Here is a 23877-nt window from a genome sequence, read left to right as displayed (position 1 = left end):
GACTTTCGCGGCGGATGCCGCGCCGCTGTTCGCCTATCTCGACAAGCTAACACCGCTTCTGTGGCGGCAAGGCAAAGCCTATCCGCAGAACTATCCCGACATGAAGCAGAAGCTCGCCGATGGCGAGCTCGATATCATCTTCGCGTTCAACCCGGCGGAGGCGTCGTCGGCTATCGCCAATGGCGAGCTTCCGGACACGGTGCGCTCCTTCGTCTTTTCCGGCGGCACGCTCGGCAACACGCATTTCCTCGCCATCCCTTATAATGCCACGGCGAAGGCCGGGGCGCTGCTCGTCGCCGATTTCCTGCTTTCGCCCGAAGCGCAACTGCGCAAGCAGGATCCGAAGGTCTGGGGAGATCCGACCGTTCTTTCCGTGGCAAAGCTTGCCGCCGAGGATCGATCCGCCTTCGAAAAGCTCGATCTCGGCATTGCCACTCTGAAGCCGGACGAGCTCGGACCGGCGCTCGACGAGCCGCATCCGGACTGGATGATACGCATCGAGGCCGAATGGATCCGGCGCTATGGGGCGGCCAATTAGCGTCAAAGCGTTGAAGGGATCGCGCACTTTTACCGCGAACACGCTTCTTGCCCTGATCCTGGGACTGCCGATCCTTGCCGGCGTGGCGGGAGTCATCCTGCCTGCCTTCGGCTACCTCCCGGCGCTCGGCGGCTCGGAATTCACGCTCGGTCATTTCGCCGAGCTTGCCGGCCAGCCGCATATCCTGCGCTCGAGCCTCACCGGCCTCGTGGTCGGCCTGGCCACCACCGGCGCTGCCGTTGCGATCGTCGGCACCTTCCTGGCAGGATTTGCCGGAACGCCGGCCTTTTCCCGCATTCAGCACATGGTGTCGCCGCTGCTTGCCGTTCCGCATGCGGCCGCCGCCTTCGCGCTGGCCTTCCTCGTGGCGCCCTCGGGCTTTCTCCTTCGGCTCGTTTCGCCGGAACTGACCGGCTTCGGGCGGCCGCCGCAATGGCTCGTTCCGAACGATCCGCTCGCTCTCTCGATGCTCGTCGGGCTGATCACCAAGGAAGTACCCTTCCTCTTCCTGATCGCGCTCGCCGCGTTGCCGCATCTGCCGCTCCGCCAATCCCGACAATTGACCGCGGCGCTCGGCTATGGACGCCTGATCGGCTTTCTCGTCAGCCTCTGGCCGGCCCTCTACCGGCAGCTCCGCCTGGCGGTGTTCGCGGTCCTCGTCTATTCCGTCTCGGTCGTCGACGTCGCGATCATCCTCGGACCGCAGCTGCCGGCAACGCTGCCGGTGCGGATCGCCCAATGGACGGCGGATCACGACCTCGGCGCCCGGTTTCTCGCCTCGGCGGCCGCCCTGCTGCAGCTTGCCGTCGTTCTTGGAGCGGTCGCAATCTGGCTGCTGATCGAACGGCTCGGTCGATTTGTGGTCCGCAAGCTGACCTATTCGGGGCGGCGCCTGAGAAACGACGCCATGCCCCGGTTCGTCTCAGCTTTCGCAATGGCCGGCTGCGCCGCCTCCATCTTCCTCGGCATTACCCTACTCGGCCTCTGGTCGGTTGCCGGGCTCTGGCCATTCCCGGCGGCCTTGCCGGCGGAGCTCACGCTGCAAACCTGGTTGCGAACGCTGCCGCCGCTCTGGCCGGCGCTCCGAACCACGATTGCCCTCGCTCTCCTGTCGGCGGCGCTCGCTCTCTTTTGTGCCATTCTGCTGCTCCACCGTAACGGCGCCGCAGAGCGTGGCGGGAACGTGCCGCGTCACCGATTGCTCTATCTTCCGCTGCTGCTGCCGGAAATCAGTTTCGTTTTCGGCCTGCAGATCCTGATCATCTCGGCAGGACTTAAACCCGCGTTTTGGAGTGTTCTGGCAGTCCACTTCCTGTTCGCCTTGCCTTACGTGCTGCTGTCGCTCTCCGCCCCCTGGCGCGAGCTCGATCCGCGCTTCGAAAGGGTCGCGGCCGGCTTCGGCAAGTCCGCGCTGCGAACGCTGCTGACCGTCCGCCTGCCGCTCCTGTTTCGCGCATGCCTCACCGCCTTTGCCGTCGGCTTTTCGGTGTCCGTCAGCCTCTATCTTCCGACGCTGCTGATCGGCGCGGGGCGGCTGACGACGATTGCCACCGAGGCGGTGGCGCTTTCCTCCGGCGGCGACCGGCGGGTGATCGGCGTCTATGCGCTCGTCCAGGCATCCCTGCCCTTTCTTGCATTTCTCGTTGCCTCGCTCGGCCCCCAGTTGCTATTCCGCAACCGCCAGGCCATGAGGACGTGAATGCTGGAAATCGCCGAGACTAGACCCCTGACGCTGTCAGACGTGACGATCCGGCTGGCGGACCGGACGCTGCTTGCGGTCTCGGCGACGGTGATGCCGGGTGAGGTTCTGACGATCATGGGACCGTCCGGCTCCGGAAAGTCAGCGTTGCTCGCCTTTGCCGGCGGCTTCCTCGATCCGGCGTTCAAGGCCAGCGGGCAGCTGCTGATCGGCAAGGAAGACCTGACCAATGTTGCCGCCAACCGGCGCCACGCCGGCATCCTGTTCCAGGATCCGCTGCTGTTCCCGCATCTCTCCGTCGGAGGCAACATCCTGTTTGCCATTCCGCCGTCCGTCCGGGGACGCGCGACACGCCGCGCGCTTGCGGAGGGGGCGCTCGCCGAGGTCGGGCTCGCCGGCTTCTTCGACCGCGACCCGGAAACGCTCTCCGGCGGTCAGAAGGCGCGGGTGGCGCTGCAGCGGGTGCTCGTCTCGGCTCCGCACTTCCTGCTGCTCGACGAGCCTTTTTCCAAGCTCGACGCGGCGCTGAGGCAGCAGATGCGCGAACTGGTCTTCTCGAGAGCCAGGGCGGCTGGCCTGCCTGCCCTCCTCGTCACCCATGACCGCGCCGATGCGGAGGCGGCCGGCGGCACGGTGGTCGAAATCGGCGGCGAGGCGAAGCCATGAGGGCCGAGCTTCCATCCCTGCCGGTCCGCGAGATCCTGCCGGCACTTGCCGAAGCGCTCGGGAGATCGCCATCCGTCGTTCTCTCCGCGCCGCCCGGGGCCGGCAAGACGACGCTGGTGCCGCTTTTCCTCCTCGATCAACTGTGGCTGAACGGCGGCAAGATCATCCTGCTCGAACCGCGGCGCCTCGCGGCGCGGGCCGCGGCCGGTCGAATGGCCGCGTTGCTGGGCGAGACGGTCGGCGAGACGGTCGGCTACCGCATGCGGCTCGACAACCGCATTTCGGCGAAGACCCGGATCGAGGTGGTGACCGAAGGCGTCTTTACCCGGATGATCCTCGACGATCCGGAGCTTGCCGGCGTTTCGGCGGTCCTTTTCGACGAGTTTCACGAGCGATCGCTCGACGCCGATTTCGGCCTGGCGCTGGCGCTCGACGTGCAATCGGCGCTGCGCGACGATTTGAAAATCATCGTCATGTCGGCGACGCTCGACGTCGAGCGGGCCGCCGGGCTGCTTGGAGACGCGCCGGTCCTTCAGAGCGAGGGGCGGAGCTATCCGATCGATATCCGCTACGAGAGCAGAGGCACCGGTGAAAGCGTCGAGGATACGGTGCTTCGGACGATCACCGAGGCGCATCGGTCCGAGGAGGGCTCGATCCTCGCCTTCCTGCCGGGGCAGGCCGAGATCACCCGGACGGCCGAACGCCTCGCCGGACGCTTCGATCAGAACACGATGATCGTGCCGCTCTACGGCAATCTCAGCCAGAAGGAGCAGGATGCGGCGATCCGGCCGGCGCCGAAGGGCAGCCGCAAGATCGTGCTCGCAACCTCGATCGCCGAAACCTCGATCACCATCGACGGGGTGCGCATCGTCGTCGACAGCGGCCTGCAGCGGCTGCCGGTCTTCGAGGCTTCGACCGGGATCACCCGGCTGGAGACCGTGCGCGTCTCACGGGCCTCGGCCGACCAGCGTGCCGGCCGCGCCGGGCGAACCGAGCCGGGTGTCGCCATCCGGCTGTGGCATGCGGGCCAGTCGGCGGCACTTGCCGCCTTCACGCCGCCGCAGATTCTCGCCAGCGACCTTTCCGGCCTGCTGCTCGACCTTGCCCATTGGGGTGTCGCCGATCCATCGTCACTCAAATTCATCGACCCGCCGCCGGAAACGACGCTGCGGGAAGCGCGCAGCCTGCTCGTCGAATTGGGAGCACTCGACGCGCGTGGGGCGTTGACGGCGAGAGGGCGCATGATCCGCGACCTCGCCTTGCCAGTCAGGCTGGCAGCAATGGCGGTTTCGGCCGCAGACGAGGGGCAGGCGCATGAGGCCTGCCTCATCGCGGTGATGCTCACCGAACAGGGCCTCGGCGGCAACAGCCTCGACATCGAGGATCGGCTGCGGCGCTTCCGCAGCGAGCAGAGCGATCGGGCGGAGGCGGCACGCGGGCTTGCGAGACGAATGGCCGCGGACCTCGCTCGATCGAAACCCAGGGGAGAGTCCGGCCCGCCAGGGCCGCTGCTGATGCATGCCTTTCCGGATCGCATAGCCCTGCAGCGCGGCGGCCGCGGCCGCTTCGTAATGGCCAACGGGCGCGGCGCGGAAGTGCCGGAGACCGAGCGGCTGGCGGCGGCGGCGATGCTGGTGATTGCCGATCTGACCGGACGGGCCGGCGCGCAGCGAGTGCTGGCGGCGGCGGAAATCACCAGGGCCGATGTCGAGGCCCATATGCCCGAGGCGATCGTCACGGAGGAGCAAAGTTTCTTCGACCGGGCGAGCCGCCAGGTCAGGGCTCGCCGCGTGACCCGGCTCGGGGCGATCATTTTCGACGAGGCGCCGCTGCCGCGGCCGCGCGGCGAGCCCGCAGCGCGAGCGCTCGCCGACGGCATTCGCCAGTTCGGATTGGCTGCCGTGCCGTTTCCGAAGGACGTGGATCAATTGCGCGACCGCATCGGCTTTCTTCACCGCTCGGTCGGCGAGCCCTGGCCCGACATGTCGGATGCGGCGCTCATCTCCCGCCTCGATGAATGGTTCGTTCCGTTTCAAGGGGAGGCCGGCGGCATCGACGGGATCAAGGGCCGTGACCTCGCCGAAGGGCTGATGTCACTCGTTCCTTACGATTTGCAGCGCGATCTTGCGAAGCTCGCTCCGACGCATTTCGAAGCGCCGACCGGACAGCGCCACCCGATCCATTACGACGGCGACGAACCGCTACTTTCGATCCGCGTCCAGGAACTCTTCGGTCTCAAGGCGCATCCGGCCATCGGCGACGGGCGGCTGCCGCTGCTGCTTGAATTGATCTCGCCCGGCCAGCGCCCGATCCAGACGACGCGCGACCTGCCGGGCTTCTGGGCCGGCTCCTGGAAGGACGTCCGCGCCGACATGCGTGGCCGCTACCCGAAGCACCCCTGGCCAGAGGATCCGGCCAACGCGATGCCGACGACGCGCGCCAAGCCGCGCGGCACCTAAAGCGCGTCGCGTTCAAGCGTATTCACGCGGCCCGCTTTAGGTCTTTGTTTCTGTGCATGTCGCCCAAAACCGCTGCGCACGTTTGGGCGACATGCATTAGGGCTGGTTTGTCATTCGGGGATTGCGATAGTCTTTGAAGCGAGCGCATGAGGGGCCGGCAGGCAGAATGGCGACGATGACACTCGACAACGAACTCAACAGCAATCGCAGCCTGAGGCTGCAGACGCTCGTGCGGCTGCGCTGGCTGGCGGTCGGCGGCCAGTCCGTCGCCGTTATCGTCACGGCGCTATGGCTGCAGTTTCCCCTGCCGCTCGTTCCCTGCTCGCTGCTGATCGCCAGTCTGGCGTTGCTCAATGTCTTTCTCACCATCCGCTTCCCGCCGACGCATCGCCTGACGGCGGCGGCCGCCTTCGTGCTGCTGGGTCTCGATCTCGCGCAGCTGACGGCGCTGCTCTTCATCACCGGCGGGCTCGCCAATCCGTTCGCGCCGCTGCTCTGCGTGCCGGTGATTATCTCGTCAGCCTCGCAGCCGAAGCCGCACAGCATCGTGCTTGCCGTGTTCGCGGTGATCGGCGTCACCGCGCTCGCTTTCTCGCCCTTCCCGCTGCCCTGGTATCCCGGCACGGTGCTGTTGATGCCGCGCGTGCTGACGGCGGGCATCTGGTTCGCGATCGTCTCGATGACGGCCTTCGCCGCTTTCTACACCTATCGCGTCTCGCTCGAGGCAAGCGAACTTTCGGAGGCGCTAACGGCGACCGAACTGGTGCTCCAGCGCGAAAAGCACCTGTCGCAGCTCGACGGACTCGCCGCCGCTGCTGCCCACGAACTCGGCACGCCGCTTGCGACGATCACCGTCGTCGCCAAGGAGATGGAGCGGGAGCTCGGCGACGACCCGCGCTTCGGCGAGGACGTGCACCTGCTGCGCAGCCAGAGCGAGCGCTGCCGCGACATTCTGAAGCGCCTGACCACGCTTTCCTCCGAAAGCGAGGAGCATATGCGGCTTCTGCCGCTCTCCTCGCTGATCGAGGAGGTGATGGCGCCGCATCGCGAATTCGGTATCCAGATCAAGTTGATCCAGAAGGGGGACCGCGCCAGCGAGCCGGTCGGCAACCGCAATGCCGGAATCCTCTACGGCCTCGGCAATCTTCTCGAAAATGCCGTCGACTATGCCCGCGAGGCGGTGACGGTCACGGTCGAGCACACGGCGGAGCGCGTCAAGGTGACGATCGAGGACGATGGCGACGGCTTTTCGCCGGATATTCTCGCAAGGATCGGTGAGCCCTATGTCACCCGCAGGCAGAAGGAAGACAGCGCCGGGGGGCTGGGACTCGGCCTCTTCATCGCCAAGACGCTTCTGGAGCGATCCGGTGCAAGGCTTCGTTTCGAGAATAGCCCCGGTGCCCGGGTCAGCGTCGAATGGCCGCGTGTACTGATGGATACGAAACTGGCGAAATGATTTTTGGCAGTTTATTGAAGACTGCTACTGCATGTCTCCTTAAATCGACCTCGATTTAAGGACAAAGACATGCAGCAATTTCTAAGTGCTACAGCGACCTTTGCGCGTCTGATAAGACGCGCGGCGCTGTAGGAATAACCTACATAGTTTCAGCGCAATCACCCCAGTTTTGGCTCCGGATTTACGAGAATGACCGAAAAATCGCCGGCTGCGCATGCCACCCCTCAAGATGCCGAACTGATCGGAGCGGACAAGACGCTGTTGATCGTCGACGACGACGGGCCCTTCCTGCGCCGCCTGGCGCGCGCCATGGAGGCACGCGGCTTCGCGGTGGAGATCGCCGAATCGGTCGCCGAGGGCATCGCCAAGGCCAAGACGCGGCCGCCGAAACATGCGGTCATCGATCTGAGGCTGGGCGACGGCAGCGGCCTCGACGTGATCGAGGCAATACGCGGCCGGCGCGACGACACAAGGATGATCGTGCTGACCGGCTACGGCAATATCGCCACCGCCGTGAACGCCGTGAAGCTCGGGGCGCTCGACTATCTCGCCAAGCCGGCGGATGCGGACGAGATTTTCGCCGCCCTCGTGCGGCGCGAGGGCGAGCGCGTCGAACTGCCGGAAAACCCGATGTCGGCCGATCGCGTCCGCTGGGAACATATCCAGCGGGTCTATGAAATGTGCGAGCGCAACGTCTCGGAGACGGCTCGGCGCCTCAACATGCATCGCCGCACGCTGCAGCGCATTCTGGCAAAACGCGCGCCGAAGTAGCTAATCCCGCGCACCGCTGACGATGTCGCTGATCGACTGGCCGAGTTCACCATTGCGCTCGGCCGCCCATTCGGCAAGCATCAGCCGCTGCGCCGCGGTGCGTGCAAAGGCCTGGGTGACCGATTTGCGGGTCGCCGGCGCCAGGCGATGTTCCGGCGCTTCGCGCAGCATATGCGCGTCGTAGCCGTCGGAGAGCAGCAGTCCGCACTCCTGGGGGAAGATCTCTAGCGGCACGTGCGCGTGGGTGGCGAAGAACAATCGGTCGCAATGGAGGCGGTATTCGGGCCACTTGCGGTCGACGCGGAAGTCTTCGATCGACGTCTTGATCTCGACGATCCAGATCTCCCCCTTCGGGGAAATCGAAATCAGGTCCGCACGGCGGCCGCTGGCGAGCGTCAGTTCCGGCAGCACCGCGTGGCGCAATTCCAGGAACAATCGCTGTACGCCACGGCGCACCTTCAGCGCCCGCTCGGACTGACGCCCGTCGGAGAGCGGATTGTCGCCATGGATCGATAGGATCGTCATCGGCTATCCCGACCTCTCTTCCCCTTGTTGCAAAAAAACCATCGTCACGGAATTTGCACATTTCGGCCGAATTGCGGCGGCGCGATCTATTGCGCCATGCACGGCAATCGCAAATAAGCTGGCGGCCGGGCACCTCCCCCCGATTTCCTGATTCCCTTTTACGAGACCCCCATGCGCTTCCGCAACGCTCTCCTTTTGTGCAGTCTGGCGGCGACCGTCTTCATCGCCGGCTGCTCGCAAACGACGTCCACCGCAGGCTCTGCTCCCGAGGGCCAGAAGGTCGCGACAAATCAGATCTTTACCGGCAATTACGGCGCCGTCGAGGACCACGGCTATCCCTTGCCGGCCATTCCGATCAAGCGCCTTGACGAGCGCTTCCACCGCCAGATCGTCGATTACGACACCAAGGAGCGGCCGGGAACCATCGTCGTCAACACACCGAACCGCTTCCTCTACTACGTGCTGCCGGGTGGCAAGGCGGTGCGCTACGGCATAGGTGTCGGCAAGGCCGGTTTTGCCTGGGAAGGCGAGGCCTATGTCGCCTGGAAACAGGAATGGCCGACCTGGCACCCGCCGAAGGAAATGGCCGAGCGCAAGCCGGAAGTCGCCAAATATGTCGAAGAGGGCATGGGCCCCGGCATCACCAATCCGCTCGGCGCCCGCGCCCTCTATCTCTTCAACGAGGAAGGCAGGGACACGCTCTTCCGCCTGCACGGCACGCCGGAATGGGCCTCGATCGGCACCGCAGCCTCCTCTGGCTGCATCCGCCTGATGAACCAGGACATCATCGATCTTTACTCGCGGGTCCGTCCCGGGCGGAGTGCACGCGTCGTCGTGCAGCAGTAACGGCTGGAAACGAGCGAGAGCTTAAACAAAGGGCCGCCGGTTGATGCCGGCGGCCCTTTCGTTTTGCTATCGCTGTGCCGCCTGCTTCGCCTTCAACTCCAGCCGCCGGCGATGCAGCACCGGTTCGGTGTAGCCGTTCGGCTGTTCCCGGCCCTGGAGCACCAGGTCCAGCGCCGCCTGGAAGGCAATCGAATCGTCGAATCGGCCGGCCATCGGGTGAAAGTTCGGATCGCCGGCATTCTGCCGGTCGACGATTTCCGCCATACGCTTCATGGTTTCGACGATCTGCGCCTCGCTGACGACGCCGTGGTGCAGCCAGTTGGCCATGTGCTGCGCCGAGATGCGCAGCGTCGCGCGGTCTTCCATCAGACCGACATTGTTGATGTCGGGAACTTTCGAACAGCCGACTCCCTGGTCGACCCAGCGCACGACATAGCCGAGAATCCCCTGGGCGTTGTTGTCGAGTTCGCGCTGGATTTCCTCTTCCGTCCAGTTCGGCCGTCCCGCCACGGGCACCGAGAGAATATCCGCGAGCTTGGCCCGCGGCCGGCTTTTCAGACCTGCCTGGACCTCGGCGACGTTGACGCGGTGATAATGCGTTGCATGCAGCGTCGCCGCCGTCGGCGAGGGAACCCAGGCGGTGTTGGCGCCGGCCTTCGGATGGGCGATCTTCTGCTCGAGCATCGCCGCCATCAGGTCGGGCATCGCCCACATGCCCTTGCCGATCTGGGCACGTCCGGAAAGCCCGCAGTCGAGGCCGATATCGACGTTCCAGTTCTCGTAGGCGCCGATCCAGGCGGCCTGCTTCATGTCGCCCTTGCGGATCATCGGCCCGGCCTCCATGGAGGTGTGGATCTCGTCCCCGGTGCGGTCGAGGAACCCGGTGTTGATGAAGACGACGCGCGCGCGGGCGGCGCGGATGCATTCCTTGAGGTTGACGGTGGTGCGTCGTTCCTCGTCCATGATCCCCATCTTGATCGTGTTTTCCGGAAGCCCAAGTGCGGCCTCGACGCGCGAAAAAATCTCGCAGGCGAACGCCACTTCCTCGGGCCCATGCATCTTCGGCTTGACCACATACATGGAGCCCGAGGGCGAGTTTGCCCGCCGGCCATTCGGGCCGATGTCGTGCAGCGCGATCAGTGCCGTCACCATGGCGTCCATCAGGCCTTCGGGCACCTCGCGGCCGTCCTGGTCGAGGATCGCCGGGTTGGTCATCAGATGCCCGACATTGCGCACCAGCATCAGCGAACGGCCCGGCAGCGTCAGCGTTGCCCCATCCGGCGCGGTGAAGACGCGGTCGGCGTTCAGTGTCCGGGTGAAGGTCCGGTCGCCCTTGGCGACCTCTTCCTCGAGGTCGCCCTTCATCAGCCCGAGCCAGTTGCGATAGACGACGACCTTGTCCTCGGCGTCGACGGCGGCGACCGAATCCTCGCAATCCATGATCGTGGTGATCGCCGATTCGAGGATGATGTCGGAAATCCCGGCCGCATCGGTCTGGCCGATCGGCGTCTTCGCATCGACGGCGATGACGATGTGCAGATTGTTCTGGGTGAGAGCGATCTCGGAGGGCGCCGCTGCGGTGCCGGAATAGCCGGCGAACTGCGCCGTATTGCGAAGCGTCGTCCGGACGCCGGTCGTCAAGGTCAGCGAGAGAGTCGACCCGTCGACCGCAAGCGCGGCGACGTCGCTCCAGCGGCCTGTCGCGAGCGGCGCGCTCGCATCGAGAAAGTCCCGGGCCCAGGCGATGACCTTGGCACCGCGCGCCGGATTATAGCCCTTGCCGCGCTCGGCCCCGTCCGTTTCGGCAATGGCGTCGGTGCCGTAAAGTGCGTCATAGAGCGAGCCCCAGCGCGCATTGGCGGCGTTCAGCGCATAGCGGGCATTCATCACCGGCACGACGAGCTGCGGACCGGCAATGGTCGCGATCTCGGCATCGACATTGGCAGTCGAGACGGAGAAATCCGGTCCCTCCGGCAGGAGATAGCCGATCTCTTTGAGGAAGTTCTGGTAGGCCTCCATATTGACCGGCGCGCCATGCTCGCGATACCAGGCATCGAGCTTCGCCTGGAGTTCGTCACGCCGCGCGAGAAGGGCGCGGTTCTTCGGCGCGAGATCATGCACGAGAGCCGACAGGGCGGCGAAGAAACGGTCAGGATCGACACCGGTCCCCGGCATCGCCTCATCGACCAGAAAGCGGTGGAGGCCCGCATCGATCTTCAGATCATGTTTCTCAATGCGGTCCATGCGGCAGCTCCTGAATCACTCTATGCCCGAGTTCAAATAGATAGGAGCGGGATGCATGCGGAAAAGCAAATTCAGCTTTTCCCATCCGCTCACGCGCGCGGACAGTCTCTCATCAATGGGCTCCCTGTCAATTCGGCAAGGATGCGAAGAATTATTTCCAAATCGGAAAAAATAGTTGAATTGAGGCGGGGGATGCGGGCGGAAAACCGCACACACTTTTCCTCATCCCGCTCTATGTGCGATGCGCGGCCTGCCGCTTGCCGAAGCGATGAAGCGCGCCTCGACCAGCTTGCGCCCGCCCTCTACCTCCGGTGCATCGATCTCTTCCCAACTCGTCGCGGCAGGTTCCTCCGCGCCGTTGGCGCGTGCCGTCTGCAGCGCCATCACCTCGGCGCGGCGGCGGGCGGCACCGAAGGCCGCCTCCTGGTCGAGGAAGCGCTCGCTCGCGCCGGCGCCGTTGACGATGAAGATACCCTCCTCGGGTGTCGTGACGAAGACGGTAACAGTGGCGCGCACCTGGCCGACGACGGCGCCGACGGCATTGGCGACATCCGCCTCCGCCGGGATTGCCGCTTCCGTCGCCAGCATCGCGGCGATCGCCGGATAATAGACCGGCGCCGAGGCTCCAAGGCCGACGAGCGGCCGGTCGAGGCCGAGCGAGAAGCGGACGATACCGGGCTTGCGCTTCAATGCCCGGTCGACGGCAAGCGAAGCGGCCGGATCGATGGCGCCGGCGCCGTCCTCATGCAGGCAGGCCTGGAGAATCACTTCCGAGGACTGCCGCGTCAGCCGGTCGACGATCATTTGCGCCAGCATCTCGGCGGAGCCGGCAATCGGCTGGCCCGAGCCGTCCTTGGTGCGGGCGGCGATCTTCAAGCCGAGCAGCGCGGCCTCGCTGTTCCACTGCGACTGGCGACCGAGCACGTGCATCGCGTCGGACGGCGTGAGCGCGCAGATATGCACCAGCCCGCGGGCGACAAGCCGGTCGAGCGTCGCCTTCTGCGGCGTGCTGAGGATCAATTCGGCAAGCGCCACCGGCACCGTGCCGATCCGGTCGTAGAGCGCCTGCTCCTGCGGCTGCAGGCCGCTTGCGAGATGGTCGGGCAGGCCGGTTCGGACCGCAAGGCGGCCGTCGTGGCGACCGGCATGAGTGGCACGCAAATGCTTGTCGAGCACGGAAATGACCGCATCGCCATGCAGCGCCGCCGCAAGGCTCAAGGGCAGGAAGCGGCGGGGCCCAAGATCGATCTTCGCCTTGAGGCCGCGATCGTTGATCTTCACCTCCGAATCGCCGCCGAGGCCGTAGGTGCGCATCGCGACCGCCTCGACCATGGTGCGGAAGCCGCCGACGACGGCGCCATCCGCATCGAGCCGCGGGCGGCCGGCATCGAGGACGGCGACATCCGTCGTCGTGCCGCCGATATCGGAGACGACGGCATTTTCCAGCCCCGTGAGATAACGTGCGCCGACCAGGCTGGCGGCCGGCCCGGAGAGGATCGTCTCGATCGGCCGCAGCCGCGCCTCGGCGGCCGAGATCAGCGCGCCGTCGCCGCGCACCACCATCATCGGCACGTCGATGCCGCGCGCCTTCAGGAAATCTTCGCAAGAGCCGACCAGGCGGTCGATCATCGAAACCAGCCGGGCATTGAGAAGCGTCGTCAGCGCCCGGCGCGGACCGCCGAGCTTGGAAGAGAGTTCATGGCTGCAGGTGACCGGCAGGTGCGAGACTTCGCGGATGCGCTCGCGCACGCGTTTCTCGTGGTCCGGGTTGCGCACGGCGAAATAACCGGCGATCGCGAAGGACGATACTTCCGTGGCAAGCCTTGGCAGCGCCTCGTCGAGCGTGCTCATGTCGAGCGGCGTCTCGCCGCCGTGGACGTTGTGGCCACCCGGAAGAAATATCACCGGATCCGAGCCCAGCGCCTCCTGCAGGCCGTCACGCTTCAGGTCCTCGGACCCGAAGCCGATCATCACCAGCCCGGCGCGGCCGCCCTGGCCCTCGACGAGAGCGTTGGTGGCGAGCGTCGTCGACAGCGAGACGAGGCTGATGACGGAGACCGGAACCTTGGCCTTCTCCAGGACGGCTTCCACCGCCCCGGAAATGCCTTCGGCAAGATCGTGCCGCGTCGTCAGGGCCTTGGCCTTGGCGACGACACCGGCCGCTTCGCTGAAAAGGACCGCGTCGGTATAGGTGCCGCCGGTGTCGATGCCGAGAAGAAGATGCGAGGTCAAGGTCTGCTCAGTCCGGTGTTGGAAATCGGGCGAGGCCCGGATGGGAAGGGATCGCTTGGTGATAGGGCATAATTCGGCGAAAGACCATCGTGTGGCGGCGACCTTTGCGCGTCGGATCAGTGCAGAATACAGTTAGCAGCGAAGGCGGGTGACGCTACCCCCCTCTGCCCTGCCGGGCATCTCCCCCAGAAGGAGGGAGATTAGCCAGATGCAAACGCGCTGCCCGACAGCGAGCTCGCGAGCGCCGAACTCGCTGAATTGGTCGCGCTCAGCAGGATTGGTGGCACGAGACATTGCCGCTTGCCGATCTAGTGGGGGAGATGCCCCGCAGGGCAGAGGGGGTGCGTCTCCCGGCATGACGCAGAGATTTTACCTCTCCCGCACCGATACCTTCATCGGAAGACCCCCTTTGGGCTGGGTCGTCAGCCTCTGCACCGGCCAGGGATGGGTCGACTCGGTCAGGTCGAAGCGGCAGCGGTGCATCAGGACCGCAAGGGCGATCACTGCCTCCTGCAAGGCGAAGGTCGCGCCGATGCAGATGCGCGGGCCGGCGCCGAAAGGGAGATACTGGAAGCGGTTGATCTTGTCGCGGTTTTCGGGGAGGAAACGCTCGGGCATGAAGGCGCGCGGCTTCTGCCAGTAGAGCACATGGCGATGCAGCGTCCACGGCATGATCAGCACCGATATGCCCTTGCGGATCGGCACGCGCTCGCCTTGCGGCGAGGTCCACTCGTCCGCCTCGATCGCGGCCCGGTTGATCGAGGGGGCCGGTGGATAGAGGCGCAGCGCCTCCTCGAAGGCGGCGAGCACATGCGGCATCCGTTCGAGCCATTCGACCGGCTCGGCGCCGGTCGCCAGCACCGCGTCGATCTCCCTTTCCATCGTCTCGCGATAGGCCGGCATATTGGCAATGCAATAGAGGCACCAGGCGAGCGCCCGGGCCGTCGTCTCGTGGCCGGCGCCGATGAAGGTCAGGATGTTGTCCTCGATCTCGGACGTCGAAAGCCCCTCGGGACCCTCGAGCTGCAGCAGCAGCGTCAGGAAATCGTTCGGAACCGCGCCGGGCTCCGCCGCCATCAGCCGCCGGCGCTCTGCCATCGTCGCGGCGACGACGCCGCGAAAGCGATCGAGCACTTTCCGGCCGCCAATCCGGGTGAGACGCGGCACCCATGGAGGTGCCACGAGAAGATCCATCGGATCGACACGGCCCATCCGCTGCAGCAGTTCCTCGACATTGGCGGCGAACCCCTCCTTCTCGACGGCGATCTCGCCGGAGAAGAGCGTCTCTGCGAGGATCTCGAAGGTGAGTTCCGTCATGTCGACGGCGACATTGGTGGCGAAGGAGTCGGAAGCGGCGCGCTCGTAGCGCCCGACGAAATGCTCCGAGACACGCAGCATCTGGCCGGCAAAGCCCTTCGCATGGCGGGGCGTGAAGACCGGCGCCATCGCCTTGCGCGACCGTTTCCACACCTCGCCTTCCGCCGTCAGTAATCCATCGCGAAGGATGGGGCGGAGGATCAGCCGCCGGACATTCGACATTTCGTAGTTGGAAGCATTCTCGACGAGAATGTAGCGGATGAGACCCGGATCGTTGACGATCAATGTGCGCTGGTTGATGAACTTCGTTTCGATCCAGGGGAGCGCATAGGAGGGCTCGCCCCAGAGCTCGAGCGGGTTGCGCAGCACCGTGCGGATGATCTCCAGCCGCGAGGGAATGTGAGTGCGCGGGACGGGCGCGGGCGGCTCGAACGGCTCCGGTCGCGTGTCCATGATCATGCCTTTCCTGATGGCCTAACGTTTCAGGTTTTTACGGCGCAATCAAGAAGATGATTCACCTGAAGCAGGCGGGAATTGGCGGAATTTTCGCCCGCGATCAGAGCAGGGCCTCGAGCTCGGCGAGCTTGTCATTGACCAGCCAGCCATAATAGTTCTCTTCCGGCCAGTGAACCTCGCCGCCGGCATTCTTCGCCGCGAGCGCGGCGGCGCGCTCGTCCGGGCTGCCGACATTGTAGAGCGTCGCCGTCAGGCCGGGATTGTGGGAGATGTCCATGCCGGCGATCGATCGGTAAGCGTCGATGGAATGGCGGATCGAAGCGGCCATATAGGCGAGCGAGACGTCCGGATCCATGATCGCCTCATAGACGGCACCGGCATTGTTCTCATCGAGACGATCATAACGGGAGACGCGCGACACCATGTCGGTCAGCATCAGGGCCGTCAGCGGGTTGATCTGGCCGAGGCCGAAGGTCTGGCCGGCGAAAAAGGGCTGGAAGAAGACGGCGCTGAAGCGGTTGTTCGGGAAGGTCTGCCCGCCGACGGTGCGACCGCGGAACTCCTTCTCCCACACCCGCTCGCGGCAGCTCCATAGTGCATAGGAAGATTTCTCGCGGGCGCAGTCGGCGAACTGCGCACGCTTTACGAATTCATCGACGGATTCGCCGTCATAGCCGAAGTGGAAGCTGTTGCCGGCATAGGCGGCCGCCTTGACGTAATAGGCCTGCAGTCGGTCATAGGCATCGACATTGTAGGTGTGCTCGCCGACGATGGCGCCGATCATGTGGATCGGTGCGATGCCATAGGCGGCGGCGGTCGACTTGATCTTCCCCACGAGATTGCGGTCATTGGCGAGCAGTTCGCGTACCTTTTCGTACTTCGCGTCGAAGGAGGTCCGGCCTGCCTTGGTGCGGCGAAGCGAAGCGCCGGGAACCCGCGGCTGCTCTACATGCCGGTTGCCTTCCGGGACCATGCGGATTTCGGCCGCAGCCGGTTGCGCCGCGGAGAGGCAAAGCGGGGCGATAAGAAGCAGGCAGGCGGTCAGACGCACGATCAATTTTCCTGTGAAATTCGGGTCCCGATTCGTCCGGGCGCGGCCCACTAGGGCAGAATCATGTCGGAATCATGCCCCGTTTCGACCGATCACTGATCGCTCTAGATAAAATGAGGGCGCCTGTCGAGTGACAGGCGCCCCACAAGGCGGTGATCGGCACGATTTGGCGCGCGACTGCAGCGCCGGCGTCACAGAATGTAGCGTGACAGGTCCGTGTTGGCGGCCAGATCTCCAACATGCTTGCGGACATAGTCGGCATCGATCATCAGCGTGTCGCCGCCGCGATCGGGCGCGTTGAAGGAGATCTCGTCGAGGACGCGCTCCATCACCGTCTGCAGGCGCCGGGCGCCGATGTTCTCGACATTGGCGTTGAGCTGCACGGCGACCTCGGCGAGTGCGTCGATTGCATCCTCGGTGAAGTCGAGCGCCACGCCCTCGGTCTCCAGCAGCGCCTTGTATTGGCGGATGAGGCTCGCCTCGGTCTCCGTCAGAATGCGGCGGAAGTCCTCCTTGGTGAGCGCCCGCAGTTCGACCCGGATCGGCAGGCGGCCCTGCAGCTCGGGCAGCAGGTCCGACGGCTTCGACACGTGGAAGGCGCCGGAGGCGATGAAGAGGATGTGATCGGTCTTCACCGGCCCGTATTTCGTCGCGACCGTCGTACCCTCGACCAGCGGCAACAGGTCCCGCTGGACGCCCTCGCGCGAGACGCCGGCGCCCATGCCGCCGTCGCGGGCGGCGATCTTGTCGATCTCGTCAAGGAAGACAATGCCGTCGTTCTCCGCCGCCGCCATCGCCTCGCGCTGGATCTGCTCGTTGTCGAGCAGCTTGTCGGATTCGTCGTTGACGAGAAAGTCATAGGAATCCTTGACCGTCGTCTTGATTTTCTTCGTCCTGCCACCGAGCGCCTTGCCGAACATTTCGGAGAGGTTCAAGACGCCGATATTGGCGCCGGGCATGCCGGGGATCTCGAAGCCGCCCGGCGCGCCAGTTTCGGCCACGTCGATCTCGATCTCCTTGTCGTCGAGCTCGTTGGCCCTCAGCTTCTTGCGGAAGGAATCGCGGGTCGCCGGCGACGCCGTCGTGCCGACCAGCGCGTCGAGCACGCGCTCCTCGGCGTTCTGATGCGCCTTCGCCTTGACTTCGGTGCGCTTCTTCTCGCGCACCAGCGTGATGCCCACCTCGACGAGATCGCGGACGATCTGTTCCACGTCGCGCCCGACATAGCCGACCTCGGTAAACTTGGTGGCCTCCACCTTGACGAACGGCGCGCCGGCAAGCTTGGCGAGACGGCGGGAAATTTCCGTCTTGCCGACGCCGGTCGGGCCGATCATCAGGATGTTCTTCGGCATGACCTCGTCGCGCAGCTCGTCGCTGAGCTGCTGGCGGCGCCAGCGGTTGCGCAAGGCAATGGCGACGGCGCGCTTCGCGTCCTTCTGGCCGATGATGTAGCGGTCGAGCTCGGAAACGATCTCTCTCGGGGAAAAATTGGTCATGAAGTCCTCTCAAACTCGGTCCGCGTCAGTTCCATCAGCAGGGTGCGACCGGACTCGTCTATCCATTCGGCGAAGGGCACGAAACCGGCCTTCGCATAGGCTCTGACCGCTCGGCGGTTGCCGGCATCCGGATCGATGACGATGCGGGCGGCGCCCTTTTCGAACAGTCTTCCGGCAAAGGCCTTAAGCGCGAGGGCCGCGACGCCCTTGCCGGTCATTTCAGGGGGGCCGATGAAGATATCGACACCGGGCGTGTCGGACGACAGGTCCCTCGCCCAGGGTTCCTCGTCATATTGCGAGGGGGTCCAGGACTGAATGTAACCGGCCGGTTCGCCGCTCAGGCGGAAGATGAAGCCGTCGACCTCTCCGGTGGCGCAACCCTCGCGGATCAGTCCCAGTTCCACGTCCGGGTCGCCCCACCATTGTCGGACATGCGGCTCCGAAAGCCAGGCAAGGAGCATCGGCAGGTGGCGCTCGGCCACCGGCTCGAAGCTGACCTCTGCCCCGTCAGTCGGCATCCAGCGTCTCCATGACCACATTGTGGTTGGTATAGACGCAGATGTCTCCGGCGATCTGCAGGGCACGCCGGGCGATCTCCTCGGCCGACTTGTCGCTGTCCATCAGGGCGCGCGCCGCCGCGTAGGCGAAGTTTCCGCCGGAACCGATGGCGATCGTTCCGTGCTCGGGCTCGAGCACGTCGCCATTGCCGGTGATCGCCAGCGTCACCGACTTGTCGGCGACCAGCATCATCGCCTCGAGATTGCGCAGATATTTGTTGGTCCGCCAGTCCTTGGCGAGTTCGACGGCGGCCCGCATCAGCTGGTCGGGATACTGTTCGAGCTTCGCCTCGAGACGCTCCAGAAGCGTAAACGCGTCCGCCGTCGCGCCGGCAAAACCGGCGATCACGTCGCCCTTGGAGAGGCGCCGGACCTTGCGCGCATTGCCCTTCATGACTGTCTGGCCGAGGCTCACCTGACCGTCGCCCGCCATCACCACCTTGCCGTCCTTGCGCACCGTGATGATGGTGGTGGCATGCATCGTTCCGTAGGGATTGTGTTCGCTCATCAAATACCTGTCGGCCCCGGAGGCGAGGCGTTGCGGCTCAAGAAGAACCTGGTTGCTTGAGGCCTATGTAAGTCGGCTCTGCGCGATTGCAAATGGGCAGGAGAAATCACCGACAGCGGCCCCTTTCCATCCGGATCGCGCCCGCCGGCTGACGCCGATCGAATCTCCGTCGCAGTTCTGGATATTTCGCGCCCCGCCTGATATGGAGCGGCTCGGGAACGGACCGGTCGGCGGAAGGCTCTGCCGCCCGCTCCGATCTATCGAGTGCAGACAGGAGAGCCTGATGGCAGACGTGACGCTGAGCCGCACCGGCCAGGTTTCGCGAAAGACGAATGAAACGGCCGTGTCCGTCGCCGTCAATATCGACGGCACGGGCGTGTCGAAGATTGCGACCGGCGTCGGCTTCTTCGATCACATGCTCGACCAGCTCGCGCGCCATTCGCTGATCGACATGGAGATCAAGACGGAGGGCGACCTCCATGTCGACGATCACCATACCGTCGAGGATACCGGCATCGCCATCGGCCAGGCGATCGCCAAGGCGCTCGGCGATCGCCGCGGCATCACCCGCTATGCCTCGCTCGATCTCGCCATGGATGAGACGATGACGCGCGCCGCCGTCGATGTCTCCGGCCGGCCGTTTCTCGTCTGGAACGTGACCTTCACCTCGCCGAAGATCGGCACCTTCGACACCGAGCTGGTTCGCGAATTCTTCCAGGCGCTCGCCCAGCACGCCGGCATCACGCTTCATGTGCAGAACATCTACGGCGCCAACAACCATCATATCGCCGAGACCTGCTTCAAATCCGTCGCCCGCGTGCTGCGCACGGCAACCGAAATCGACCCGCGCCAGGCTGGACGCGTTCCCTCGACGAAGGGCACGCTCGCCTGAGCCGGCTAAGACTGGCTGAAGACCATGGCCTCCTACCTGATCATGACCCCGCCCGGTGCCGCGGCCGACGACGAGAGGGCGCGGTTCATCGCCGACGGCTTTTCCTGGGCGGCGTTTTTCTTCCCGGCCCTCTGGCTGATCGCCAAGCGGGCCTGGCTCCTCGGAATCTCCCTTGCCGTTCTGCAAATTGTGTTCATCCTTCTGTCTGAGGTCCCCGGATGCTTCACCGCCGCGCTGATCATGCAGCTCGCGCTCAGCCTCCTGGTATCACTGGAGGGGCCGCTTTTTGTCGCCCGAAAACTCGCGGCGGAAGATTGGACGCTTCGTTCGATCGTTCCGGCCCGCAACATCGAGACCGCCGAGGAGATCTACTTCTCGAACGCGACGGCGACGACGCACCACCAAAGCGCAACTCCGTTGCAGTCGAACGACTGGTCGAGCTCCGGACGGCCGGAAAGTGCCGCCGGACTGGGCTTCTTTGAATCCTATGGAGAGCGCTGATGCGGGTCGCCATCATTGACTACGGCTCGGGCAACCTGCGCTCGGCCACCAAAGCCTTCGAGCGGGCGGCGCGCGAAGCCGGCATCGACGCCGACATCGACCTGACCGACAGGCCGGAACGGGTGGCCTCGGCCGATCGGATCGTGCTGCCGGGCGTCGGCGCCTATGCCGATTGCCGCCGTGGCCTCGACGGCGTCGAGGGGATGGAAGAGGCGCTCAAGCAAGCGGTCGAAGCGGCCGGACGGCCCTTCCTCGGCATCTGCGTCGGCATGCAGCTCATGTCTTCGCGCGGCCTCGAAAAGACGATCACTGAAGGGTTCGGCTGGATTCCCGGCGATGTCGTGGAGATGACGCCCGCGGACGCGTCGCTGAAGATCCCGCAAATCGGCTGGAACACGCTGAGACTCCATCGGCCGCACGCGCTCTTCGAGGGCATTCCGACCGGGGAGACCGGGCTGCACGCCTATTTCGTGCATTCCTATCACCTCGCTGCGGAAAACCCCGAGCACATCATCGCCGAGACGGAGTATGGCGGGCCGGTGACGGCCTTCGTCGCAAGCGGCAACCGGGCCGGTGCGCAGTTCCACCCGGAAAAGAGCCAGACCCTCGGCCTCGCCCTCATCTCGAATTTCCTGCGTTGGAAGCCCTGAGGCTCCCGCCACCTGATCGGACGAACCAAATGATTCTCTTTCCCGCGATCGACCTCAAGGACGGCCAATGCGTGCGCCTGAAGCTCGGTGACATGGATCAGGCAACCGTCTACAATCCTGATCCCGCCGCCCAGGCCCGCGCCTTCGAGGAACAGGGCTTCGAATGGCTGCATGTCGTCGACCTGAACGGCGCCTTTGCCGGCGAGACGGTGAACGGGGCAGCGGTCGACGCCATCCTCAAGGCGACCAAGAACCCGGTGCAGCTCGGCGGCGGAATCCGCACCCTCGATCATATCGAGAACTGGCTTTCGCGCGGGTTGAAGCGCGTCATTCTCGGCACTGTCGCGGTGCGCGATCCGGCGCTGGTGATCGAGGCCTGCCGCAAGTTCCCCGGCCGGGTGGCGGTCGGTATCGACGCCAAGGGCGGCAAGGTGGCGGTCGAAGGCTGGGCGGAGGCCTCTGAACTCGGCGTGATCGAGCTTGCGAAGAAGTTCGAAGGCGCCGGCGTTTCGGCGATCATCTATACCGACATCGACCGCGACGGCATCCTGACCGGCATCAACTGGGATTCGACCCTGGAACTCGCCAACGCAGTTTCCATTCCGGTCATCGCCTCCGGCGGCCTCGCCTCGATGGACGACATCCGCCGGTTGACGCAGCCAGATGCCGCAAAGCTCGAAGGAGCGATCTCCGGCCGGGCGCTCTATGATGGGCGGATCGATCCGAAGGAAGCGCTAGACTTGATCCGCGCCGCGCGAAAGGGATGAGACCATGACCCTCAAAGCCCGCGTAATCCCATGCCTCGACGTCAAGGACGGCCGCGTCGTCAAGGGCGTCAATTTCGTCGACCTCATCGATGCCGGCGATCCGGTGGAAGCGGCAAAGGCCTATGACGCCGCCGGCGCCGACGAGCTCTGCTTCCTCGACATCACCGCCTCTTCCGACAATCGCGAGACGATCTTCGACGTCGTCGCCCGCACCGCCGAGCAATGCTTCATGCCGCTGACCGTCGGCGGCGGCGTGCGCCAGGTGGCGGATATCCGCAAGCTGCTGCTTGCCGGCGCCGACAAGGTGTCGATCAACACGGCGGCCGTGAAGAACCCGGATTTCGTCGCCGAGGCCGCCGACAAGTTCGGCAACCAGTGCATCGTCGTCGCCATCGACGCGAAGAAGGTCTCGGCTGCGGGCGAAATGGACCGCTGGGAGATCTTTACCCATGGCGGGCGGCAGCCGACCGGCATCGACGCGATAGAGTTCGCTCGGAAGGTCGTCGACCTCGGTGCCGGCGAAATCCTGCTGACCTCCATGGATCGCGACGGCACCAAGAGCGGCTACGACATCGCGCTGACGCGCGCCATCGCCGATGCGGTGCGGGCACCGGTCATCGCGTCCGGCGGCGTCGGAACGCTCGACCACATGGTCGACGGCATTCGCGACGGCCATGCGACGGCGGTGCTTGCCGCCTCCATCTTCCACTTCGGCACCTACAGCATCGGCGAGGCGAAGCGCTACATGGCCGAGCGCGGCATCGCCATGCGACTCGATTGAAGGAATTTCGTGATGAGCGAATTCACCCTTTCAGACCTCGAAAAGATCGTCGCATCGCGCGCCAAGGCGGCGCCGGAGGAGTCCTGGACGGCCAAGCTGGTGGCGGCCGGGCGGCCGAAGGCGGCGAAGAAACTCGGCGAAGAGGCGGTCGAGGCGGTGATCGCGGCGGTCACCGGCGACCGCAAGAATCTGATCGATGAGAGCGCCGATCTCCTCTATCATCTTATGGTCGTATTGAATATCGCCTCCGTCCCGTTGCAGGATGTGATGAGCGAACTGGCCAGGCGGACGAGCCAGTCCGGCCTGCAGGAGAAGGCAAACCGGCAGAATCCATGAGCATCGCCGCGAAAGACTTTGAATCGGCCGACATCCCCGGCAATCTCACGGGGGGTGAATTTTCCCCCTACCACGTCTTCTCCGCCGAGGAATGGTCGCGCTTTCGCGCCGATACGCCGCTGACGCTGACGGCCGAGGAGGTCAAGCGGCTGCGCTCGCTCAACGACCCGGTCGACCTCGGCGAGGTGCGTCGAATCTATCTGTCGCTGTCGCGGCTGCTCTCCGCCCATGTGGAAGCCTCGCAGATCCTCTTCCAGCAGCGCAAGCGGTTCCTCAGCATGTCGGACGAGACGAAGACCCCTTTCGTCATCGGCATTGCCGGCTCCGTCGCCGTCGGCAAGTCGACTACCGCCCGTATCCTCGCCGAACTCCTAGCGCGCTGGCCCTCGAGCCCGAAGGTCGATCTGATCACCACCGACGGCTTCCTCTATCCGAACGCGATCCTGCAGCGGGAAAACATGATGGATCGCAAGGGCTTCCCGGAGAGCTACGACATCGGCGCGCTGCTGCGCTTTCTCTCGGCGATCAAGGCCGGCCGGCCGAACGTCAAGGCGCCGACCTATTCGCACCTGACCTATGACGTCATTCCCGACCAATTCCAGGTCATCGACCGGCCGGACATCCTGATCTTCGAGGGGATCAACGTGCTGCAGTCACGCGACCTGCCGGCCGACGGCAAGATCGTCCCGATGGTTTCGGACTTCTTCGATTTTTCGATCTATATCGACGCCGAGGAAAGCCTGATCCACAACTGGTATGTGAGCCGCTTCATGCGGCTGCGCGAAACGGCCTTCCAGAATCCGCAATCCTTCTTCCATCGCTATTCAACGATCAGCGAGGACGCGGCGCGGGCGATCGCCGAGGGCCTCTGGCACAATATCAACCTGAAGAACCTGCATCAGAACATCCAGCCGACCAGGCCGCGTGCCGACCTGATCCTGCAGAAAGGCCCCAATCACCTGACGCAGACGGTGGCGCTGAGGAAGCTCTAAACCGTCACGACAGGTCGAAATAAGTTCCCCTCCCCAACCCCTCCCCACAAGGGGGACGGGCTTTGCGCCCGCTGCCCCCGACCGCCATTTTCCCGGGGCTCGACCCCGCCGCAATGTTGCAGAGGGCGCGGCAGGTT

General features: G+C 64.9%; 22 protein-coding genes (1 of these 22 running past the window's edge). 14 read left to right on the top strand and 8 right to left on the bottom strand.

What is annotated here, in order from left to right; all coding sequences use genetic code 11:
- The 6 genes from NXT3_RS00345 to NXT3_RS00320 all read left to right on the top strand — a co-directional run.
- Positions 1 to 538, top strand: the final stretch of a protein-coding gene (locus NXT3_RS00345; protein ID WP_037418619.1) for an ABC transporter substrate-binding protein. The gene continues 686 nt to the left of window position 1, outside the view; the window shows 538 of its 1224 coding nt (coding positions 687-1224); its start codon lies off the left edge, out of view; the stop codon is at positions 536 to 538.
- On the top strand, positions 522 to 2237 hold the full coding sequence (locus tag NXT3_RS00340; protein ID WP_097528091.1) for an ABC transporter permease: 1716 nt from the start codon (positions 522 to 524) through the stop codon (positions 2235 to 2237). Before NXT3_RS00345 ends, NXT3_RS00340 begins: the two co-directional genes overlap by 17 nt.
- On the top strand, positions 2238 to 2903 hold the full coding sequence (locus NXT3_RS00335) for an ABC transporter ATP-binding protein (RefSeq protein WP_097528092.1): 666 nt from the start codon (positions 2238 to 2240) through the stop codon (positions 2901 to 2903).
- Positions 2900 to 5362: an ATP-dependent helicase HrpB gene (gene hrpB, locus NXT3_RS00330; RefSeq protein ID WP_097528093.1), complete on the top strand. Its 2463-nt coding sequence runs from the start codon at positions 2900 to 2902 to the stop codon at positions 5360 to 5362. Before NXT3_RS00335 ends, hrpB begins: the two co-directional genes overlap by 4 nt.
- 166 nt (positions 5363 to 5528) lie before the next feature.
- Positions 5529 to 6818 carry an ActS/PrrB/RegB family redox-sensitive histidine kinase gene (locus NXT3_RS00325; protein ID WP_037418588.1) on the top strand — a complete coding sequence of 430 codons (1290 nt, stop codon included), beginning with the start codon at positions 5529 to 5531 and terminating at the stop codon, positions 6816 to 6818.
- Positions 6819 to 7007: 189 nt separating this feature from the next.
- Entirely contained in the window at positions 7008 to 7589 is a 582-nt protein-coding gene (locus tag NXT3_RS00320) for an ActR/PrrA/RegA family redox response regulator transcription factor (RefSeq protein WP_037418585.1), read from the top strand.
- On the opposite strand, the gene NXT3_RS00315 is transcribed toward NXT3_RS00320, so the two are convergent.
- Complete coding sequence (locus NXT3_RS00315) at positions 7590 to 8114, bottom strand: MmcB family DNA repair protein (RefSeq protein WP_097528094.1); 525 nt, start codon at positions 8112 to 8114, stop codon at positions 7590 to 7592.
- Between the two features lie 171 nt (positions 8115 to 8285).
- On the opposite strand from NXT3_RS00315, the gene NXT3_RS00310 reads away from it, so the two are divergent.
- Complete coding sequence (locus tag NXT3_RS00310; protein WP_095678028.1) at positions 8286 to 8960, top strand: L,D-transpeptidase; 675 nt, start codon at positions 8286 to 8288, stop codon at positions 8958 to 8960.
- 66 nt (positions 8961 to 9026) lie between these two features.
- Here the strand turns inward: NXT3_RS00310 and NXT3_RS00305 are convergent, their stop codons facing one another.
- The 7 genes from NXT3_RS00305 to hslV all read right to left on the bottom strand — a co-directional run bounded on the left by NXT3_RS00305 (position 9027) and on the right by hslV (position 18821).
- Positions 9027 to 11204, bottom strand: coding sequence for a malate synthase G (locus tag NXT3_RS00305; RefSeq protein ID WP_104838615.1), 2178 nt, complete (start codon positions 11202 to 11204; stop codon positions 9027 to 9029).
- A 222-nt stretch (positions 11205 to 11426) separates the two neighbouring features.
- Entirely contained in the window at positions 11427 to 13436 is a 2010-nt protein-coding gene (locus NXT3_RS00300) for a hydantoinase/oxoprolinase N-terminal domain-containing protein (RefSeq protein ID WP_104838614.1), read from the bottom strand.
- Between the two features lie 369 nt (positions 13437 to 13805).
- Positions 13806 to 15206 (bottom strand): cytochrome P450, encoded by a 1401-nt coding sequence (locus NXT3_RS00295; protein WP_104839898.1) that lies wholly within the window; start codon positions 15204 to 15206, stop codon positions 13806 to 13808.
- Positions 15207 to 15309: 103 nt separating this feature from the next.
- Positions 15310 to 16260: a DUF1402 family protein gene (locus NXT3_RS00290; protein ID WP_104839897.1), complete on the bottom strand. Its 951-nt coding sequence runs from the start codon at positions 16258 to 16260 to the stop codon at positions 15310 to 15312.
- Between the two features lie 191 nt (positions 16261 to 16451).
- On the bottom strand, positions 16452 to 17756 hold the full coding sequence (gene hslU / locus NXT3_RS00285) for an ATP-dependent protease ATPase subunit HslU (RefSeq protein WP_037418570.1): 1305 nt from the start codon (positions 17754 to 17756) through the stop codon (positions 16452 to 16454).
- Entirely contained in the window at positions 17753 to 18274 is a 522-nt protein-coding gene (locus NXT3_RS00280; RefSeq protein ID WP_037418567.1) for a GNAT family N-acetyltransferase, read from the bottom strand. The genes hslU and NXT3_RS00280 overlap by 4 nt, the downstream gene beginning before the upstream one ends.
- On the bottom strand, positions 18264 to 18821 hold the full coding sequence (gene hslV / locus NXT3_RS00275) for an ATP-dependent protease subunit HslV (protein ID WP_050988249.1): 558 nt from the start codon (positions 18819 to 18821) through the stop codon (positions 18264 to 18266). Before hslV ends, NXT3_RS00280 begins: the two co-directional genes overlap by 11 nt.
- Before the next feature lie 283 nt (positions 18822 to 19104).
- Here hslV and hisB point away from each other — a divergent pair, with 283 nt between their 5' ends.
- From hisB to coaA, 7 genes are read left to right on the top strand one after another with little or no spacing between them, the layout of a single operon-like run.
- On the top strand, positions 19105 to 19713 hold the full coding sequence (gene hisB / locus NXT3_RS00270) for an imidazoleglycerol-phosphate dehydratase HisB (protein ID WP_104838613.1): 609 nt from the start codon (positions 19105 to 19107) through the stop codon (positions 19711 to 19713).
- Positions 19714 to 19737: 24 nt separating this feature from the next.
- The gene (locus tag NXT3_RS00265; protein WP_104838612.1) at positions 19738 to 20214 is read left to right on the top strand and encodes a DUF2628 domain-containing protein; all 477 of its coding nucleotides are present in this window, start codon (positions 19738 to 19740) and stop codon (positions 20212 to 20214) included.
- Positions 20214 to 20864 (top strand): imidazole glycerol phosphate synthase subunit HisH, encoded by a 651-nt coding sequence (gene hisH / locus NXT3_RS00260; RefSeq protein ID WP_104838611.1) that lies wholly within the window; start codon positions 20214 to 20216, stop codon positions 20862 to 20864. Before NXT3_RS00265 ends, hisH begins: the two co-directional genes overlap by 1 nt.
- A gap of 29 nt (positions 20865 to 20893) precedes the next feature.
- Entirely contained in the window at positions 20894 to 21631 is a 738-nt protein-coding gene (hisA, locus tag NXT3_RS00255) for a 1-(5-phosphoribosyl)-5-[(5-phosphoribosylamino)methylideneamino]imidazole-4-carboxamide isomerase (protein WP_037418556.1), read from the top strand.
- A gap of 4 nt (positions 21632 to 21635) precedes the next feature.
- Positions 21636 to 22412: an imidazole glycerol phosphate synthase subunit HisF gene (gene hisF / locus NXT3_RS00250; protein ID WP_037418553.1), complete on the top strand. Its 777-nt coding sequence runs from the start codon at positions 21636 to 21638 to the stop codon at positions 22410 to 22412.
- Between the two features lie 12 nt (positions 22413 to 22424).
- The gene (locus NXT3_RS00245; protein WP_037418551.1) at positions 22425 to 22748 is read left to right on the top strand and encodes a phosphoribosyl-ATP diphosphatase; all 324 of its coding nucleotides are present in this window, start codon (positions 22425 to 22427) and stop codon (positions 22746 to 22748) included.
- Positions 22745 to 23740 (top strand): type I pantothenate kinase, encoded by a 996-nt coding sequence (coaA, locus tag NXT3_RS00240; RefSeq protein ID WP_037418549.1) that lies wholly within the window; start codon positions 22745 to 22747, stop codon positions 23738 to 23740. The genes NXT3_RS00245 and coaA overlap by 4 nt, the downstream gene beginning before the upstream one ends.
- The last annotated feature ends 137 nt before the right edge of the window (positions 23741 to 23877 follow it).

The sequence above is a fragment of the Sinorhizobium fredii genome, assembly GCF_002944405.1.
GTDB classification, from domain to species: domain Bacteria; phylum Pseudomonadota; class Alphaproteobacteria; order Rhizobiales; family Rhizobiaceae; genus Sinorhizobium; species Sinorhizobium fredii_C.
This window is presented reverse-complemented; position numbering and strand designations above follow the sequence as displayed.

Bases quoted from the DNA above. Each gene is read 5' to 3' on its own strand.
- hisF (WP_037418553.1), top strand. From the start codon at position 21,636: ATGACCCTCAAAGCCCGCGTAATCCCATGCCTCGACGTCAAGGACGGC.
- NXT3_RS00335 (WP_097528092.1), top strand. From the start codon at position 2,238: ATGCTGGAAATCGCCGAGACTAGACCCCTGACGCTGTCAGACGTGACG.
- hrpB (WP_097528093.1), top strand. From the start codon at position 2,900: ATGAGGGCCGAGCTTCCATCCCTGCCGGTCCGCGAGATCCTGCCGGCA.
- hisH (WP_104838611.1), top strand. From the start codon at position 20,214: ATGCGGGTCGCCATCATTGACTACGGCTCGGGCAACCTGCGCTCGGCC.
- NXT3_RS00310 (WP_095678028.1), top strand. From the start codon at position 8,286: ATGCGCTTCCGCAACGCTCTCCTTTTGTGCAGTCTGGCGGCGACCGTC.
- NXT3_RS00340 (WP_097528091.1), top strand. From the start codon at position 522: ATGGGGCGGCCAATTAGCGTCAAAGCGTTGAAGGGATCGCGCACTTTT.
- NXT3_RS00280 (WP_037418567.1), bottom strand. From the start codon at position 18,274: ATGCCGACTGACGGGGCAGAGGTCAGCTTCGAGCCGGTGGCCGAGCGC.
- hisB (WP_104838613.1), top strand. From the start codon at position 19,105: ATGGCAGACGTGACGCTGAGCCGCACCGGCCAGGTTTCGCGAAAGACG.
- NXT3_RS00305 (WP_104838615.1), bottom strand. From the start codon at position 11,204: ATGGACCGCATTGAGAAACATGATCTGAAGATCGATGCGGGCCTCCAC.
- coaA (WP_037418549.1), top strand. From the start codon at position 22,745: ATGAGCATCGCCGCGAAAGACTTTGAATCGGCCGACATCCCCGGCAAT.
- NXT3_RS00315 (WP_097528094.1), bottom strand. From the start codon at position 8,114: ATGACGATCCTATCGATCCATGGCGACAATCCGCTCTCCGACGGGCGT.
- NXT3_RS00265 (WP_104838612.1), top strand. From the start codon at position 19,738: ATGGCCTCCTACCTGATCATGACCCCGCCCGGTGCCGCGGCCGACGAC.
- hslV (WP_050988249.1), bottom strand. From the start codon at position 18,821: ATGAGCGAACACAATCCCTACGGAACGATGCATGCCACCACCATCATC.
- hisA (WP_037418556.1), top strand. From the start codon at position 20,894: ATGATTCTCTTTCCCGCGATCGACCTCAAGGACGGCCAATGCGTGCGC.
- NXT3_RS00245 (WP_037418551.1), top strand. From the start codon at position 22,425: ATGAGCGAATTCACCCTTTCAGACCTCGAAAAGATCGTCGCATCGCGC.
- NXT3_RS00320 (WP_037418585.1), top strand. From the start codon at position 7,008: ATGACCGAAAAATCGCCGGCTGCGCATGCCACCCCTCAAGATGCCGAA.
- NXT3_RS00325 (WP_037418588.1), top strand. From the start codon at position 5,529: ATGGCGACGATGACACTCGACAACGAACTCAACAGCAATCGCAGCCTG.
- hslU (WP_037418570.1), bottom strand. From the start codon at position 17,756: ATGACCAATTTTTCCCCGAGAGAGATCGTTTCCGAGCTCGACCGCTAC.
- NXT3_RS00295 (WP_104839898.1), bottom strand. From the start codon at position 15,206: ATGGACACGCGACCGGAGCCGTTCGAGCCGCCCGCGCCCGTCCCGCGC.